Raw genomic sequence first — 15,580 nt, 5'->3', positions numbered from 1 at the left:
GCGTCGAGGGCGGGGCGAAAGATGCTGGTCATGGTGGTGACGCTAGGAGCCGTCGGGCGCGGGCCGCGAGCGTCGGATGACGTACTCGCTGACGTCACCCGACGGCGCTCCGCCGTCAGGGCTTCGCGCGCTGATCGCGGTAGGTCTCCAGCAGTCGCAGCCACACCTCGCTGATGGTGGGGAACGACGGCACCGCATGCCAGAGCCGGTCCACGGTGATCTCGCCGGTGATGGCGATGGTCGCCGAATGCAGCAGCTCCGCCACGCCCGGCCCGGCGAAGGTGGCCCCGACGATCACCCGGCGCTCCGGGTCGATGAGGATGCGCGCCCGGCCGCGATACTCCGGATCGTGCTGGATCGCGCCCGCGACCCGGCCGATCTCGTAGTCGACGACATCCACCGTGCGGTCCAGCCGCGCCGCCTCCTCGGTGGTGAGGCCGACCGCGGCGATCTCCGGATCGGTGAACACCACCTGCGGCACCGCGACCAGATCGGCGGTCCCGGCGTGCGCGCCCCACGGCGAACGGTCCAGCTCCCGACCGGCCGCCCGATCCGCGATGACCTGCCCGGCGATCCGCGCCTGATACTTGCCCTGATGGGTGAGCAGCGCCCGGTGATTGACATCGCCTACGGCGTACAGCCATTCGCCGTCGACCGCGGTCACGGTGAACGCGTCATCGGTGGCGAGCCAGTCGCCGGGGACCGAACCGACTGTCTCCAAGCCGATATCGTCGGTGCGCGGCGCCCGGCCCGTCGCGAACAGCAGCTCGTCGACGACGATCCGCTCACCGCCGGACAGGCCGAGGTGGATGCCGTCGTCGGGTCCACCCGCCCGTTCCGCGGTCACGATGCCCGAACCGAACCGCAGGTCGACACCGGCCGCCCGCAGCCGGCCGGCGACCAGGTCCGCGGCGAACTCCTCGACGCGGGCGAGCAGCCGCGGTTCCCGCGCGATGAGCACGACCTCGGCCCCCAGAGCCCGCCACGCCGTGGCCATTTCGACAGCGACCACTCCCGCGCCCACGATGCCGAGCCGGCGCGGCACCTCGCGGGCACTGGTGGCCTCACGACTGGTCCACGGCCGCAACGCATCCAGACCCGGCAGCGGCGGCAGCGCCGCCCGGGTACCCGTGCACACCGCGACCGCGTGCCGGGCCCGCAATCGCACGGTCCCGCCGCCGGGAGTCTCGACCGTCACCTCCCGCACCCCGTCGAGCCGCCCGTGACCGCGAATCAAGGCGATACCCGCTGATTCGAGCCATTCGACCTGACCCCGATCGTCCCAATCGGCCGCCATCCGGTCGCGATGCTTCAGGACCGCGTCGGCATCGAGGGGGCCGGTGACCGCGTTCGCGACGCCCGGGAACCGCGCGGCCTCGCCGTACAGCAACGCGGGCCGCAGCAGCGCCTTGCTGGGTTCGCAAGCCCAGTACGAACATTCGCCGCCGACCAGCTCGGATTCGACGATGACGGTGCGGAGTCCCGCGGCGGCGGTGCGGTCGGCGACATTCTCGCCGACCGGCCCCGCCCCGAGGACGATGACGTCGTACATCTGGATGTTCTCGTCGGACATGATCTGCTTTCGGTCCGGGTCAGCGGCCGGGCGCGCGCTGAGTGATTTCCTGCAGGAACCAGCTGTTGCCGTCGGGGTCGTCGAACGCCGCGAAGGAACCGTAGCTGCGGCGCTCCGGGTGCGCGCCGGCGACGCGATCGGTGGTTCCGGCGTGATGGAAGACGCCGGTCGCGTCCCGGAACGGGCCGTCGACGGCGACCCCGCGCTCGGCCAACTCCGTGACCGCCTTCTCGATATCGGTGACCACCAGGTGCAGGCCGCGCAGTGTTCCCGGCGCGGATTCGCTGACACCCGCCCCGAAGATGATGGAGCATTCGGACCCCGGCGGCGTCACCTGTATCACGCGGTATCCGTCGTTCACCGCGAAATCCGCGTCCAGTCGGAAGCCGAGCCGATCCACATAGAACGCCTTGGCGCGGTCGACATCCGACACGGGCAGCACGACGACTTCGAGTTTCATATCCATGATCGTGTTCTCCTGTGGTGTAAGGATTTTCGAGATTCAGTGCGCCGCCGCGGCGGCCTGCTCGATCACGTCCGCGACCACATCCGGATGCGACACGGCAACCGAATGCGACGCCTTCACCTCGGTGACCGTCGCGTGCGCCCGCTCGGCCATGAACCGCTGCGCCTGCACCGGGATATTCAGATCCTCGGTGGTGACGAGGTCCCAGCTGGGCTTCTCCTGCCACCCCGCGACGGTGGCCCGCTCCTCCAACGCCGCCTGCGCGATCGGCCGCTGCGCCGCCGCCGCGAGAGCCGCCTCGCCCTCGGGGACATCGGCCGCGAACTGGGCCCGGAACTTGTCCTGCTGAATGTAGAGATCGGTCCCCGCGACCCCGTCGACGCCGGTGTACGCCACCGGATTCAGCGTGCCCGGCAGGGTCGACCCCGGGAATTTGTTGGTCAGTTCGAGCGCGTTCTCACCGACCGCGGGCAGAAACGCGGCCACATAGACCAGACCCTTCACCTTGTCGTTCCCCGCGGCCACCGCACTGATGACGGACCCGCCATAGGAATGCCCGACCAGAACGACGGGCCCATCGATCTTGCTGATCAACCCCCGCAGCGAGGCGGCATCGCTCGCCGGACCCCGCAGTGGGTTGGCCGCCGCCACCACGGGATATCGATCCTTCCGCAGCTTCTCGATCACCGCGTTCCAACTCGACCCGTCGGCGAACGCCCCGTGCTCCAGCACGATGGTCGGCCGCGGCGCGTCATCCACGGGCCCGGCCTTGGTGACGGCCTCCGCGCTGCACGCAACAACCAGACCACCCCCGGCTACCCCCGCCACGACCGCCGTGGCAACCCGCGCCGCCCGCCGCCGCAGCCATCCATATCCATTGCCGACCATGAGTTCTCATCCTCCGAAGCAGTGAGATCCAACAACGTGATCCCACTGTCGCCCTCCGGCTCCCACCGCCACATCCGTCAGCTGACGCTGCCGGCGACGTACGCCCTCGGTACGTCGTCAGTCGAGGTCGGCGATCTCGACGCTGCCGAGGAACCACCGCCGGTGGGGCGGGACACCGAAACTACTGGCACGGTGGGTTTTAGAGGCGACTCATCTCGCTCCGGCCGATGCATGACCCTCGAAACGACAACCGCCCGTGACCTCTGTCGAGGTCACGGGCGGTGACTGTGGACTAAGGGTTGTAGATCTCGACGTAGGCATTTGTCGCCACGGCGAAGACGCCGGGACCCATTCCGGTGCACCCTGCCGAGATGGTTTGACCAGACGGTGTGAAGGGATAGCTGAGCACCTTGTAGGACCCGATGGCGTACAGCGGGAACGGCCCGCTGGAGTAGAGGCCGACACAGTCGAGATGGAGCACATAGTTGGTGCCGCCGTCCGCCCCGCAGACCGCGGACGCGTCGAACACCCCTCTCGTCACGGCGCAGTCCTGTGGCGCGGCCTGCGCGCTACCCGACCCGGCAACCGCCGCCAAGCCCAATCCCGAAACACTCATGGCCGCAACCGTCGCGGCGATACCCAATGACTTGCCCATGAATCCCCTCGGTTCGTATCGCATGAAGAGCCAGGAGCCGACTCCCGATCGGACTACCCAACTCGAGGAACCAAACACCCGACACCATCTGCCGGACGTTCCAAGGCGTATCGGGCAGATGCCCAGTTTCGTTTCGGAAGGCACCTTCCGAATCCGCGCCTCACCGAACATGCAACAGAGCCGCAGGTCATTGACCTGCGGCTCTGTGTTCTGTGGACCTGACGGACCAGCATACGAACCGGGCGGTGCTGGTAGATGGGCCGGACATCGCGATCCGGGCGATGGGTACCCAACCACGGTCGTCAGTGGTTCAGTCGCCCTGGAGCAAGAGCCGGAACGACGGATGAGCGGGCGTCAGGGGCCGCACGGCGCGAAAATCCTTCTCATCCAACGTCAATATGTCATTGGTGAGGTAGCGCTCGGCGAGCACGACCGTGACCGCGTCTGCCAGGTCGAGGCAGAGGCCGCGATACTGCTCGATGATCTTCTGGGCGACTCGGAGGTCATCACGGTCCACCTGCGGCACGAGCACGGCGCCCTCCTCCGCCGAGGTGAGCAAGTCATCCAAAACGAGATCGGCTGTGCGGCGGTCCTTTCCGAACCGTACGACCAGCAGATGGTCGACCTCATCCAGCACCAGCGGCGAGACAACCGCAACAGAGATGGAGAGGAATTCGCGCGCTCGCTCGTGCAGTTCGGCGGCACGGTCGTAAGCGGCGATGATGGCCGAGGTGTCGGCGATGAAGAAGCTCACTCGCCGTGTGCCTCGCCGAGCAAGTCCTCACTGTTGGCGGCGAATCCGGGATCGCCGGAATCGAAGGACGGCCACGGACGGGTACGGCGGACCCGGTACGCCCGCAACAGCACCAGTTCGATCCCCTCGCGGATCAAATCAGCTTCCGATCGTCCCGCCGCTTCGGCCGCCTCCTTGAGACGGGCAGCCTGCTCGGGATCCAGGTACACGCTCGTCTTGGCCTTCATGAACGTAGGGTACGTGTCGGTCGACGGGCCGGGGATCTCGATCAGAGCCGTCCGGAGTCGGGGCGAACCTCGAACCGGATTATCACATTGATGTGATAGCCTGGCTCGGTGTTGTATGCGATCGAGATCGAGTCAGAGGTACGCGAGTTCCTCGCCGGATTGTCGCCTACCGACCTTGCCCGCGCTGACTTCGCCGCCGGCCTGCTTGCCACCTACGGCCCCGAACTATCCGAACCCTATTGCCGATATCTCGGGGACGGCGTGCGTGAACTCCGGTTCACACTCAGCCGTAACCGGGCCACACGCATCACATACTGGTTCGCTGGCGGCCGAAAAGCAGTGCTGCTGACCGTGTTCCACAAAACCCGCCAGCGCGAAACAGCCCAGATAGACCGCGCGAAAACGGCCCGCAAAGTCTGCGAAACCAACCACACCGACCCGGCCCACCTCACGTTCGACCCGATGGGAGACATCGAATCATGAACGCGCAGAAAGACTTCGACACCACCCTGGCCGCCAAGCGCGCCACCCCCGAATACCAGGCAGCCATGAAGGCATACGCACTGGCACACGAACTGGGCCGCCAGGTACGCGCAGCCCGGGAAGCACGAGGCTGGACACAGACCGAGCTAGCCCGGCGAACCGGCATGAAACCACACGCGATCAGCCGCCTCGAAGCCGGTGACGTAGTACCGACACTGACGACCCTCGAACGAGTTGCCGCCGCCCTCGATGCCGAACTGTCGGTATCCCTCGCCGCGTGACCACGACAAACGACATCAAACGCGGAACGTCAGGTCCCGGCACCATCGTCTCGACAGCACGACTACGACACGAGAGGTAGGTGGTGAGTTTGAACAGGACCACCACGACCGGTTCGCACACCGTCGCAAATGCAACGAAGCCGCCGGTCGATGACCGGCGGCTTCGCCATGAAGTGGAGCTAAGGGGAATCGAACCCCTGACCTTCTCGATGCGAACGAGACGCGCTACCAACTGCGCTATAGCCCCGCGCCGGATCTTCCGATCCGCGCTCGGAGAACATTAGCAGGTGGGGTGGGGAGTCGGCGAATCGGCTGGTTAGGAGGGGTTTCTTGGGGTGGTGATGTGGATGTGGGCGGGCGTTCCGGGCTGGGGGAGGGGGCTGCGCGGGGATGTTGGACGGCCGGGTGGGCGCCGTTCGGGGCGGGAGGTGTTGGACACGGGGGCTCTGGGCGGGCGGAGACGGATCGGGTGGTGGCGGAGAGCTTGGGGGGTGTGCGGGTTTTCGGTGGCGGGCCGGCGGACTGGGGGTGATGGAGTGGGGTACGCGGTGGAATTCGGGGCGGGGGTGGAGGTGGTTCGGGTGCAGGTGATTCCGTTGCTGTCGGGGGTGGGCGGGCTACGGTTGCTGGATTTGTGGGGTGAATTCCTGTCCGGCGAACGGAATTTCGAATACGAGCCGGTGTCGATTCATGTTGATATGAGCATTGATCATGTGCTCGGGGCGGGCGCCGGGGCGGAATTCGTTCGACGCGTACGGGAATGCGGCGGGCAGGCGTTCGGCGAGCGGCTCATCGTCGAACTTCGCTTCGGGGAGAACTCCGATCGGGCGTTCGACATAGTGCACGCCATCGCTCACGATCGGCCCGAATTCCGGGACTCGAGCGCGTGCGTCGCGGGCCACACCGGTCCGGTCCGAACGGTCAGGCCGGTTCGCTGTAGGAGTCGAGGACTCGCAGGAACAGGTCGATCCGGTATTCGCGGACCGCGGGGTTGTCCGGCTCCAGCAGGCATTGGGCCAGGGTGCCGTCGTGTACGGCCACCAGCGCCCGTCCCAACGCGGCCGGATCGGGCACGCGCCGGGCATTGCGTCCCATGAGCGCCACCACCACCGGGGTGAGCGCCGCCGCGATCGCCTCCTCACGCGCCACCATCACCTGCCGCAGAGTGGGATTGCGGAGGGCGTGCGCGGTGAACTCCGAGGTGATCCGAAACCACTTGTCGTCCACCGGAACCGCGGTGAGGACCTGTTCCACCGCTCGCCGGGGATCGTTCGCCACCGAGCCGGGCGCGTCCAGCACCGCCGCCGCCTCGGCCAGCATCAGTGCCGACCGCTGCTCCCACATGGCGAGGAACAGCTCCTCCAGCGAGGTGAAGTTCGAGTAGAACGCGCCCCGCGTGAACCCGGCCCGCTCACACACCTGCTCGACCGAGCACCGGCCGAAACCCTCCTCGGCGAACGCCTCGAACGCCGCGTCCAGCAGCCGCTGCCGGGTCTCGGCCCGCCGCGGCCGGACGCCGTTCCCGCCACCCTGGACGGTCGCGCCGCCCTGCCCGGATTCGTCATCGGCCCTGCTCACGACCGTATCCTAGCCGGTCCGCCCACCCCGCCCGGTTCGCCGACCGGCACACCCTGGAGGGAGCTTCGGACAAAACCCCTCCATGATGTGCCACTCGGCGGTCAGGGGAGGCCGGCGGCGCGGGCGGCGTCGCGCAGCACCTGCTCCAGCATCGCGGGGGTGAGGCGGCCGGTGAAGGTGTTCTGCTGGGAGGGGTGATAGGTGCCGAACAGGTGGATCGGGGACCGGCCGGGGGCGGCGCCGTCCAGTTCGATATGCGCGCCGTGCCCGAACCGCGGCTTGGGTTTGGGTACCGCCCAGCCGGATTCGGACAGTGCGGGCAACAGCGCCTGCCAACCCCAGCCGCCGAGCACCACGATCGCCCGCAAGGTCGGCGCCAGCAGCGTCAATTCGGTGGTGAGCCAGCGGCGGCAGGTGTCGCGTTCCAGCGGCGTCGGCTTGTTGTCGGGCGGTGCGCAGTGCACCGGCGCGGTCACGCGAGTTCCCAGCAAACGCAGACCGTCGTCCGCGGAAACACTGGTCGGCTGATTGGTCAGGCCGACCGCGTGCATGGCCGCGATGAGCACGTCGCCGCTGCGGTCACCGGTGAACATGCGACCGGTGCGATTGCCGCCGTGCGCCGCGGGCGCCAGCCCCACCACCAGCAGCCGGGCATCGGCCGGACCGAGCCCGGGAACCGGCTTGCCCCAGTAATTCTCGTCACTGAACGCGGCCCGTTTCTCGTGGGCGACCTGTTCGCGCCACGCCACCAGTCGCGGGCAGGCGCGACAGGCGGTCAGTTCCGCATCGAGCTGGGCAATTGTGCGGCACACCAGGCGACTCAATCACATTTCGGCCCGTACCGTGCGGCTGGGCGTCGGCACGGCGGACCGGGCATACTGAGCGCCGTTAGCCGAGAGTTAGCGACCCCAGGAAGGGAACCGGGCGTGCAATGAGTGATCTCGTCGAACTCGGCACCGCCGCCGACGCGGCGCAGAGCGCGGGAAACCTGATGGGAGTGTTCGCATTCGGAGTGTCGGGCGCGCTGCTCGCGGTGCGCCGCCGCTTCGACGTGGTCGGCATCGCGGCCCTGTCGGTGGCGACCGCGACCGGTGGCGGTGTGATCCGCGATCTGGTGATCGGCCGCACCCCGCCACGCGCCTTCGTCGACCTCTCCTACGCGGCGACGGCACTGCTGGCCGCGGTGCTCATCTTCTTCTGGCACCCGCCGGTCCGCCTGACTCGCACCCCGCTCAACGTCGCGGACGCGATCGGTCTCGGCATCTTCTGTGTGACCGGCACGGTCACCGCGTTCCAGCACGGCATGTCGGCGACCTCGGCCGCCGCGCTCGGTTTGGTGACCGCGGTCGGCGGCGGTGTGATCCGCGACGTACTGGCCGGTGTCACACCGAGCGTCCTGAGTGACGGAGAGCTCTACGCGGTCCCCGCGCTGCTCGGATCCGCGGTGACCGCGACCCTGCTGCACTACGGCCAATACACCTACTGGACAGGCGCTTTGGCCGGTGCGGGTGCGGTCGCCCTGCGCCTGCTCGCGCTGTATCGGCACTGGCACGCACCCATGGCCCGCCCGCACCGCCGCCGCGAGGACGACCCCACCGCCCGGTGAGACGAGCGCCTCTGCCGTGTCGCCCGGCACGCTCCCCGGCGATTGATAGCATGGCGAAGGCTTGGCCGACCGGCTGTGAATCACACCTCGAGAGAGTTCCTTCCCATGCAGTTCGAGATCGTCGAGCGGGACGAGATCTGGGTTGCCGGTTTACCGGTGCGCAGTCCCAAACGCGCCCTCGGTGAACTGCGCGATCACGACCTCGAGGTGGCCTGGGCCGCGGTCCTGCACCAGGACCTGGGTGGCCCCCTCGCCTCCGCCTACACCGACTACGCGGCCGAGCTGGGCACCTACAACACCCAGATCGTCGGCTACCAGTGCTCCTCCCTCGAGGAGGTGACCCGCGGCCATCTGGTGGCCCGCCTCCCGCGCGGCACCTACGCCCGCTTCTCCTCGATCGGCAATTTCCCGCAGGTGATGACCGACCTGTGGACGCAGATCGCCTACGCCGAGGAGCACAACCAGATCAAGCGCATTCACACCGGTGATTTCGAGACCTACCCGCACGCCTACAAGATCGATCTGTACCTGGCGGTCGAGCCGTCATGACCTACTCGATCGTGGTCCGCCCCGGCGGCGTCTACGGCGGCCTGGTGGTTCCCCGGGTGCGCCCCAGCTTCAAGGTCTCCAACAGTGAGCTCATCGAGTTCCTGCGCGACCGCCTCCGCGACCGCGGCGCCACCCAGCGCCCCCTGGCCACGGTCTACGTCCCCGACCCCGCCGGCAACTACAACGTCCTGGTCTCCTACGAATACCCCGGCCCCGACGAAGCCCCCACCGGCGACATCCTCATCCGGGTCCCCAAGGGCGTCTATGCCCGCTTCAGTCCCAACGGCGACTACCACGACCCCGTCGAGGACGTCTGGGCCCAGGTCGACGACGCCACCGCCTCCGCCGAGATCACCCGCGCCTACCGCGAGGAGATCGAGATCTGGCACGGCCCGTCCGAACTGGAGCTGTTCATCTCCATCCTGGTCTGATAGCTAATTATTAACCGATTGAGAACCGACCGGTCTTGTCGCCAGTTTTCATGGCCGATAGCAATGGTTTGACCTGGCGGGATTTCTATACAACCATTCGGGTTTCGGAAGATTTGCCGGACGCCTGGACAATTTCTGCGGCCTAGCGGATACTCCCCTAGGTGCCAGCGCCGAGTGCGGTGGAAAGACAGCCGTGTCCGGTGGCACTCGGGAGTAAGCAACGGAGTAGGAACAGTATGGCTGTCGAAGCACTCGCGGCCGTCCCGGCGGAAGGCTCCGATGCGGGCCAGATGCGCTTTCGGGACTCGCGGTCCGGCCACGTCTTCGTCGTGGGCACCCCTCAGACTCACGGTGCTCTGTGGCAGGGATTCATGGACGGCGCACTGGCGGCCTACCGCCGTTACGACGTGGAAATGGCACTCGAGTACGACCGGGCGATCAATGGCAGATCGACCCCGATGTTCATCGCCGCAGTCGACGAGGGCGGGCGCGTGGTCGGAGGCCTGCGGGTCCAGGGTCCGTACTCCCATGCCGACGAGTCCCACGCTGTGGCTACCGAATGGCGAGGTCATCGCGGTGAACATGCGCTCCGGCGGATGATCGCCGATCGGTCCAGGGGCGGGGTGGTGGAGCTGAAGGCCGGCTGGGTGGCCCATGATGCCGAGCATCGGAGAGCGGTACGCGAAGCCGTCGCCCGCTGCATCGTGCATGCCACGAACCTGATGGGCGTGCGCTACGGATTCCTGACCGCCGACCGCGATGTGGCACCGCAGTGGGCGGTCAGCGGTGGTAAACCGGCCTGGTGGATACCCTCGGCGCCGTACCCCGACGAGCGGTACCGGACGGTGTCGCTCTGGTGGGACATGAAGGGATACCGCTCTATCGCCGACGTGAATCAGCGTGAGCTGATGGACGCCGAGCATGAGGAGTTGGCCCGGTTCCCACCGATTTTCCCGGCCCAACAGGGCTCGGTCGAGGGGTCGGCCTGACAAATGCGTATCGAGGAATCCGCGACCGGGGCGTACCGGCCGCTACTGTTGGATGAATCCGATCCGGCTGATGCCGTGCGGATTTCGGAACTCCGAGCCGATGGTCGCATTGAATTCACAGATTTGCGCGACTTGCTGCGTGGCGAATTCGCCGATTTGCCTTCCCCGCCGGAATTGTCGGAAGGCCCGGAAGCTGATCGCTGGGTCTATTATCCGTGGCGTAGCGCTGTGATTGCGCTGCCGGGCGCGGAAATCATGCGCGCGGTTCGATTGGATCGCAATCGAAACAAGATCACTCGCGCCGAACAGGAAATTCTGGCGCGGCAGACGATTGGAATTGTCGGACAGAGCGTCGGGCACACCATCGCCTACACCTTGGCCATGGAGGGCATCTGTGGGCGGCTGCGGCTGGCCGACTTCGACACCGTCGAGCTCACCAATCTGAATCGCCTGCCGGGCGGCCTGTTCGATCTCGGCGTCAACAAGGCGGTGGTCGCGGCCCGGCGTATCGCGGAGCTCGACCCCTACCTCCCGGTCGAGGTGTTCGCGGACGGTGTTCACGACGACAATATGGATGCCTTCCTCGACGGTCTCTCGATCGTCGTCGAGGAGTGCGATTCCCTGGACGTCAAACTCGCCGTCCGGGAGGCCGCGCGGCGGCACCGGCTGCCGTTGCTGATGGAGACCAGCGACCGCGGTCTGCTGGACGTGGAGCGCTTCGATCTGGAACCGGACCGCCGCCCCTTCCATGGAGTGCTCGGCGACTTCGGTGCGGCGCAACTCCGCGGTCTGTCGCCGAAGGAGAAGGCGCCGTTCGTCATTCGCATCCTCGACGCCGCGCGGCTGTCCGACCGTACCGCCGCCAGCATGGTGGAGATCGGCGAGACTCTGGCCAGCTGGCCGCAATTGGCGGGTGACGTGCAGCTGGGCGGCGCCACGGTCGCGGCGGCCGTCCGGCGTATCGGACTCGGTGTGAAGCTGCCGTCGGGCCGCACCCGGGTCGATGTGGACCGGCAGCTGGACGAGATCGCCGAGCCTGTTCCGGCCGGAGACCCGGTGTGGCCGCCGGATCCGGTGGCCGAGCCCGCTCCGGCCGACGCGGCCGCGGCGGTGCTCCACTACGCCCAGCTCGCGCCTTCGGGCGGCAACGCCCAGCCCTGGACGCTCGGCGCCGATGCCGGGACTGTGACGATCGCCCTGGATCCGAGCCGGAGTTCGGCCATCGACATCGGATTCCGCGGCAGCGCGCTGGCCGTCGGCGCGGCGTTGTACAACGCGCGTGTGGCCGCGGCACACCATGGTGTGCTCGGTGATAGCGAACTCCGCGCGGACGGGCCCGGCGTCCTGACCGCGACGTTGCGTCTGGGGGATTCGACCGATTCGGTCCTGGCCCGCGACTACACCGCCCTGGCCACCCGGCACACCAATAGGAAGCTCGGGGCGGTGGGGTCCGCCGATCCCGCGATCCTCGCCGCGCTGGCCGAGGTGGCAGCCGCCGCCGGTGGCGGGCTGCGTCACGTCGCGACCCGGGCCGGTATCGAGTCCGCCGCTGACCTCCTCGGGAGTTCGGACCGGGCGCGATTCCTGACCCCGCGGATCCACGAGGAGATGCTGGCCGAGTTGCGCGGACCGGCGGACGACCTGCGTACCGGTCTGGACATGCGGAGCATGGAGTTGGGACCCGACGAGAACATCGCGTTCGAGGTCGGCGGGCGGCCGGATGTGGTCGGGCTGCTGCGCGATTGGTCGGCGGGGGCCGGGCTCGGGGCGTACACCTCGGACCGCGTGCTCGCGAGCGCGGCGATCGCGGCGGTGACCTTCCCGACTCCAGCCGCCGGCACCTCCGACCTGATCGCCTACGCCCGGGCCGGTGAGGTGCTGCAACGCGTGTGGATCGAGGCGGAACGGCGAGGGCTGGCGGTGCAGCCGGTGTCTCCGGTGTTCCTGTTCGCCCGACAGTCCGCAGAACTGTACGCGGTTTCCCCGGGGTTCGCCGATACACTGACCTCACTCCAGGGCAGCTTCCTGGACCTGTTGGGAGTGCCTGAACAAGAAACGGTGGCATTGGTGCTTCGCTTGAGTCACGCGCCGAAAGCTTCGGTTCGTAGCAGGCGGCTGCCGATACCGGGCGCGCGCGCCCACAGCTGAACGCGATCGGAGACAAGGTGCCTCGGCGGACACTCGACTCACTGGTGACCCAGGTCGCCTCGGAGTTGATGGGGGTCGATGCCACCACCATGGTGGCGGCCAGCGAGCGCGTGCTGTCCTGGCTGATCGAGCATTTCGATGTCGATACCAGCTTCCTGCGGCATACCGACCCGGAGCGGCGGGCCTCGGTCCTGATCGCGGAATGGCCGCCGCGCCCCGTGGTGCCGAACCCCGACCCGCTCCAGGTCACCTACTTCGACGGCTCCGATTCGGTCTTCTCGGCTCTGGAGCACGCCATCGAGCCGATGGTGGTGCGGCCGGGCCCCCAGCACAACGATTATCAGGAGACGATTCGCGATTCGACCGGGGTGGCGGCCGTATCGGTCGCCGCGGTGCCGTTGGTGTCGCGTGGCGAGCCGACCGGTGTGCTGGGGTTCGTGAAAGAGGGCGACCGCGAATGGAGCACTCGCGAGCTCAATGTGCTCAAGGCGATCGCCGCCCTGTTCGCTCAGTTGCAGGCGCGCGTGGTGGCCGAGGAACGGCTCAGATACATCGCCATGCACGACGATCTGACCGGGCTGGTGAACCGCCGCGCGCTGCTGGAGCACATGGAGGACCGGCTGCGGCCCGGTAATGCCGGGCCGGTGGCGACCTTCTTCCTCGATCTGGATCGGCTCAAGGCGCTCAACGACTTCCTGGGGCACACCGCGGGCGACAATTTCATCCGCTCGCTCTCGACCCGGTTACGCGAGAACCTCGACCCCGCGGACATGATCGCCCGCCTGGGTGGCGACGAGTTCGTGATCGTGCCCGCGAAGCCGATGGACGCGGAGTCGGCTGGGGCGGAGGCGACGCGGATTCAGCAGTTGATCGGGCGGCGGGTGACGGTGGGGGAGGAGACCGTCAGTCGCGGGGCGAGTGTGGGTGTGGCGCTGGGGATTCCGGGGGAGACCACGGTCGCGGATGTGCTGCGGCGGGCCGATCATGCCCTGTTGTCGGCGAAGTCCAGTGGCGGCAATGGGGTGGCTGTTTTCACCGATGCCATGCGGGCGCAGTTCGAGTTGCAGGACGACGTCGAACTGAATTTGCGGAGTGCGGTGTCGGACGGGTCGCTGGTGTTGCACTATCAGCCCGAGGTGGATTTGCGGACGGGGCGGGTCGTCGCGCTGGAGGCGTTGGTGCGGTGGCAGCATCCGACGCGGGGGTTGTTGCCGCCGGGGGCGTTCGTGGGGGTGGCGGAGGCCACGAATCTGGCGGGGGAGCTGGGCCGGTGGGTGATCCGCACGGCCAGTGAGCAGTTCGCGTTGTGGCGGCGGCGGGGGCTGGCGTCGAATGTGGTGATCCGGATCAATGTGTCTCCGGTGCAGCTGGTTTCGCTGGACTTCGTGGAGACCATGGAGGGGATTCTGCGGCGGTACGGGATCGACGGGTCGTCGGTGTGTCTGGAGATCACCGAACATGTTGTGGTGCAGGATCTCGCGCGCACGCAGGTGACGTTGCGCGGGCTCAAGCGGATGGGCGTGCAGATCGCGATCGACGACTTCGGGACGGGGTATTCGTCGCTGTCGCATCTGAAGGCGCTGCCGGTGGACGCGGTGAAGATCGACCGCGGGTTCGTGCAGCGGCTGGGCGCCAGCGCGGATGATCTGGCGATCGTGAAATCGATTGTGGGGCTGGCTGGTTCGTTCGGTCTGGGCGTGGTCGGCGAGGGGGTGGAGACCACGGTGGCGGCGCGCACGCTGGTGGCGCTGGGCTGTTATCGGGCGCAGGGCTTCCTGATCGCGCGGCCGATGCCGGCCGAGGAGGTCGAGGAGCATCTGGCGGCGGGCCGGATCGCGCTGGATCTGGATCTGCCCGGTACCAGCCGGTCGGTCCTGCCAGGACCGTCCTGACCTGCCCGGAGATGACCCGAACCCCCCGGGGAAATCGGGGCGAAACCGGTACTCGTCCGACTCGCGAACACTATTGTTCGTGATGTAGCGTGCGGTTCTGACAGGGCTGTCGAAGTAAGGGATGGATCGGCGTGCGTGATCGTGGCCTGAGCGGCAAGAAGACTTTGATTACCGGCGCGGCGAGCGGCATCGGCCGGGCCACGGCACTGGCGGCGGCCCGCAAGGGCGCCCGGCTGGTGCTCACCGACGTGAACGTCGAGGGGCTGGACGCCACCGTCGAATCCATCCGTTCCGGCGGCGGCACCGTGGAGGTGGCCACCGCCCTCGACATCAGCGACTACGAGGCCGTCACCGCGTTCGCGGAGCAGGTGCACGAGCAGCTCGGCTCGCTCGACGTGGTGATGAACATCGCGGGCGTCTCCACCTGGGGCACCGTCGAGAACCTCGAGCACAAGCACTGGAAGCGCATGGTGGATGTGAACCTCATGGGTCCCATCCACGTGATCGAGAACTTCGTGCCGCCCATGGTCCAGGCCGGGCGGGGCGGGGCGCTGGTCAATGTGTCCTCCGCGGCCGGTCTGCTCGCGCTGCCCTGGCACGCCGCGTACAGCGCCAGCAAGTTCGGTCTGCGCGGCGTCTCGGAGGTGCTGCGCTTCGATCTGGCCCGCCACGACATCGATGTCCACCTGGTGGTGCCGGGCGCGGTCGACACCCCGCTGGTGCAGACCGTGGACATCGTCGGCGTCGACCGTGACGACCCGCGAATCCAGGCCTGGATCAGGCGCTTCCGCCGCCACGCCAAGTCCCCGGACGAGGTGGCCCAGACGATTCTGCGCGGCGTGGAGAAGGGCACCTACCTGATCCACACCCAGTTCGATATCCGCTTCGGCTACTGGTGGGCCCGCAAGTTCGCCTGGCCGTACGAGTTCGCCATGCGTCGCGCCAACGACCTGTTCACCACCTTCCTGCCCAGGTCGGAGCCGAAGTCCGAGCGGCAGGCCGAAGTGACGGGTGCGAGCACGGCGGATTGACCGTCGGCGTCGGGCCGGGCGGTAGGCCG

Annotated in this window: 18 protein-coding genes and 1 tRNA gene; 9 read left to right on the top strand and 10 right to left on the bottom strand. The window is 67.7% G+C overall.

Going from position 1 to position 15,580, the window contains the following annotated elements:
* Positions 1 to 115: 115 nt before the first annotated feature.
* The 6 genes from ABZ412_RS14440 to ABZ412_RS14415 all read right to left on the bottom strand — a co-directional run bounded on the left by ABZ412_RS14440 (position 116) and on the right by ABZ412_RS14415 (position 4,563).
* The gene (locus tag ABZ412_RS14440) at positions 116 to 1,573 is read right to left on the bottom strand and encodes an NAD(P)/FAD-dependent oxidoreductase (RefSeq protein ID WP_357280586.1); all 1,458 of its coding nucleotides are present in this window, start codon (positions 1,571 to 1,573) and stop codon (positions 116 to 118) included.
* A 19-nt stretch (positions 1,574 to 1,592) separates the two neighbouring features.
* Positions 1,593 to 2,039: a VOC family protein gene (locus tag ABZ412_RS14435; RefSeq protein ID WP_357280584.1), complete on the bottom strand. Its 447-nt coding sequence runs from the start codon at positions 2,037 to 2,039 to the stop codon at positions 1,593 to 1,595.
* 36 nt (positions 2,040 to 2,075) lie between these two features.
* Positions 2,076 to 2,927, bottom strand: a complete 852-nt coding sequence (locus tag ABZ412_RS14430; RefSeq protein ID WP_357280582.1) for an alpha/beta hydrolase — start codon at positions 2,925 to 2,927, stop codon at positions 2,076 to 2,078.
* A 292-nt stretch (positions 2,928 to 3,219) separates the two neighbouring features.
* Positions 3,220 to 3,582 carry a hypothetical protein gene (locus ABZ412_RS14425; protein WP_357280579.1) on the bottom strand — a complete coding sequence of 121 codons (363 nt, stop codon included), beginning with the start codon at positions 3,580 to 3,582 and terminating at the stop codon, positions 3,220 to 3,222.
* A gap of 310 nt (positions 3,583 to 3,892) precedes the next feature.
* On the bottom strand, positions 3,893 to 4,336 hold the full coding sequence (locus ABZ412_RS14420) for a PIN domain-containing protein (protein ID WP_357280576.1): 444 nt from the start codon (positions 4,334 to 4,336) through the stop codon (positions 3,893 to 3,895).
* The gene (locus ABZ412_RS14415; protein WP_357280573.1) at positions 4,333 to 4,563 is read right to left on the bottom strand and encodes a ribbon-helix-helix domain-containing protein; all 231 of its coding nucleotides are present in this window, start codon (positions 4,561 to 4,563) and stop codon (positions 4,333 to 4,335) included. Before ABZ412_RS14415 ends, ABZ412_RS14420 begins: the two co-directional genes overlap by 4 nt.
* A gap of 108 nt (positions 4,564 to 4,671) precedes the next feature.
* Between ABZ412_RS14415 and ABZ412_RS14410 the strand changes: the two genes are divergently transcribed.
* Complete coding sequence (locus ABZ412_RS14410) at positions 4,672 to 5,046, top strand: type II toxin-antitoxin system RelE/ParE family toxin (protein WP_357280571.1); 375 nt, start codon at positions 4,672 to 4,674, stop codon at positions 5,044 to 5,046.
* A complete protein-coding gene (locus tag ABZ412_RS14405; RefSeq protein ID WP_232851032.1) occupies positions 5,043 to 5,327 on the top strand; it encodes a helix-turn-helix transcriptional regulator in 285 nt (94 codons plus the stop codon). The genes ABZ412_RS14410 and ABZ412_RS14405 overlap by 4 nt, the downstream gene beginning before the upstream one ends.
* A 174-nt stretch (positions 5,328 to 5,501) precedes the next feature.
* Here ABZ412_RS14405 and ABZ412_RS14400 read toward each other — a convergent pair.
* The 4 genes from ABZ412_RS14400 to ABZ412_RS14385 form a co-directional block, all read right to left on the bottom strand.
* Positions 5,502 to 5,574, bottom strand: a tRNA-Ala gene (locus ABZ412_RS14400).
* A gap of 370 nt (positions 5,575 to 5,944) precedes the next feature.
* A complete protein-coding gene (locus ABZ412_RS14395) occupies positions 5,945 to 6,229 on the bottom strand; it encodes a hypothetical protein (protein WP_357280569.1) in 285 nt (94 codons plus the stop codon).
* A 19-nt stretch (positions 6,230 to 6,248) separates the two neighbouring features.
* A complete protein-coding gene (locus ABZ412_RS14390) occupies positions 6,249 to 6,809 on the bottom strand; it encodes a TetR/AcrR family transcriptional regulator (RefSeq protein ID WP_357280861.1) in 561 nt (186 codons plus the stop codon).
* 197 nt (positions 6,810 to 7,006) lie between these two features.
* A complete protein-coding gene (locus tag ABZ412_RS14385) occupies positions 7,007 to 7,717 on the bottom strand; it encodes a uracil-DNA glycosylase (RefSeq protein ID WP_357280567.1) in 711 nt (236 codons plus the stop codon).
* Between the two features lie 119 nt (positions 7,718 to 7,836).
* Here ABZ412_RS14385 and ABZ412_RS14380 point away from each other — a divergent pair, with 119 nt between their 5' ends.
* From ABZ412_RS14380 to ABZ412_RS14350, 7 genes are all read left to right on the top strand, one after another.
* Positions 7,837 to 8,511 (top strand): trimeric intracellular cation channel family protein, encoded by a 675-nt coding sequence (locus ABZ412_RS14380; protein ID WP_357280564.1) that lies wholly within the window; start codon positions 7,837 to 7,839, stop codon positions 8,509 to 8,511.
* A gap of 105 nt (positions 8,512 to 8,616) precedes the next feature.
* Positions 8,617 to 9,060, top strand: a complete 444-nt coding sequence (locus ABZ412_RS14375) for a GyrI-like domain-containing protein (RefSeq protein WP_357280561.1) — start codon at positions 8,617 to 8,619, stop codon at positions 9,058 to 9,060.
* Entirely contained in the window at positions 9,057 to 9,491 is a 435-nt protein-coding gene (locus ABZ412_RS14370) for an effector binding domain-containing protein (protein ID WP_357280559.1), read from the top strand. The genes ABZ412_RS14375 and ABZ412_RS14370 overlap by 4 nt, the downstream gene beginning before the upstream one ends.
* Before the next feature lie 236 nt (positions 9,492 to 9,727).
* The gene (locus ABZ412_RS14365) at positions 9,728 to 10,480 is read left to right on the top strand and encodes a hypothetical protein (RefSeq protein ID WP_357280556.1); all 753 of its coding nucleotides are present in this window, start codon (positions 9,728 to 9,730) and stop codon (positions 10,478 to 10,480) included.
* Positions 10,481 to 10,483: 3 nt separating this feature from the next.
* A complete protein-coding gene (locus ABZ412_RS14360; protein ID WP_357280553.1) occupies positions 10,484 to 12,628 on the top strand; it encodes an Rv1355c family protein in 2,145 nt (714 codons plus the stop codon).
* A 17-nt stretch (positions 12,629 to 12,645) separates the two neighbouring features.
* Positions 12,646 to 14,520, top strand: coding sequence for an EAL domain-containing protein (locus ABZ412_RS14355; protein WP_357280550.1), 1,875 nt, complete (start codon positions 12,646 to 12,648; stop codon positions 14,518 to 14,520).
* A 131-nt stretch (positions 14,521 to 14,651) separates the two neighbouring features.
* Complete coding sequence (locus tag ABZ412_RS14350; protein ID WP_357280548.1) at positions 14,652 to 15,551, top strand: SDR family oxidoreductase; 900 nt, start codon at positions 14,652 to 14,654, stop codon at positions 15,549 to 15,551.
* Positions 15,552 to 15,580 lie beyond the last annotated feature (29 nt).

It is taken from the genome of Nocardia sp. NPDC005746 (assembly GCF_040630785.1).
Classification (GTDB): Bacteria; Actinomycetota; Actinomycetes; order Mycobacteriales; family Mycobacteriaceae; genus Nocardia.
The sequence above is the reverse complement of the archived record's forward strand: the minus strand, read 5'-3'. Positions and strand labels throughout refer to the sequence as shown.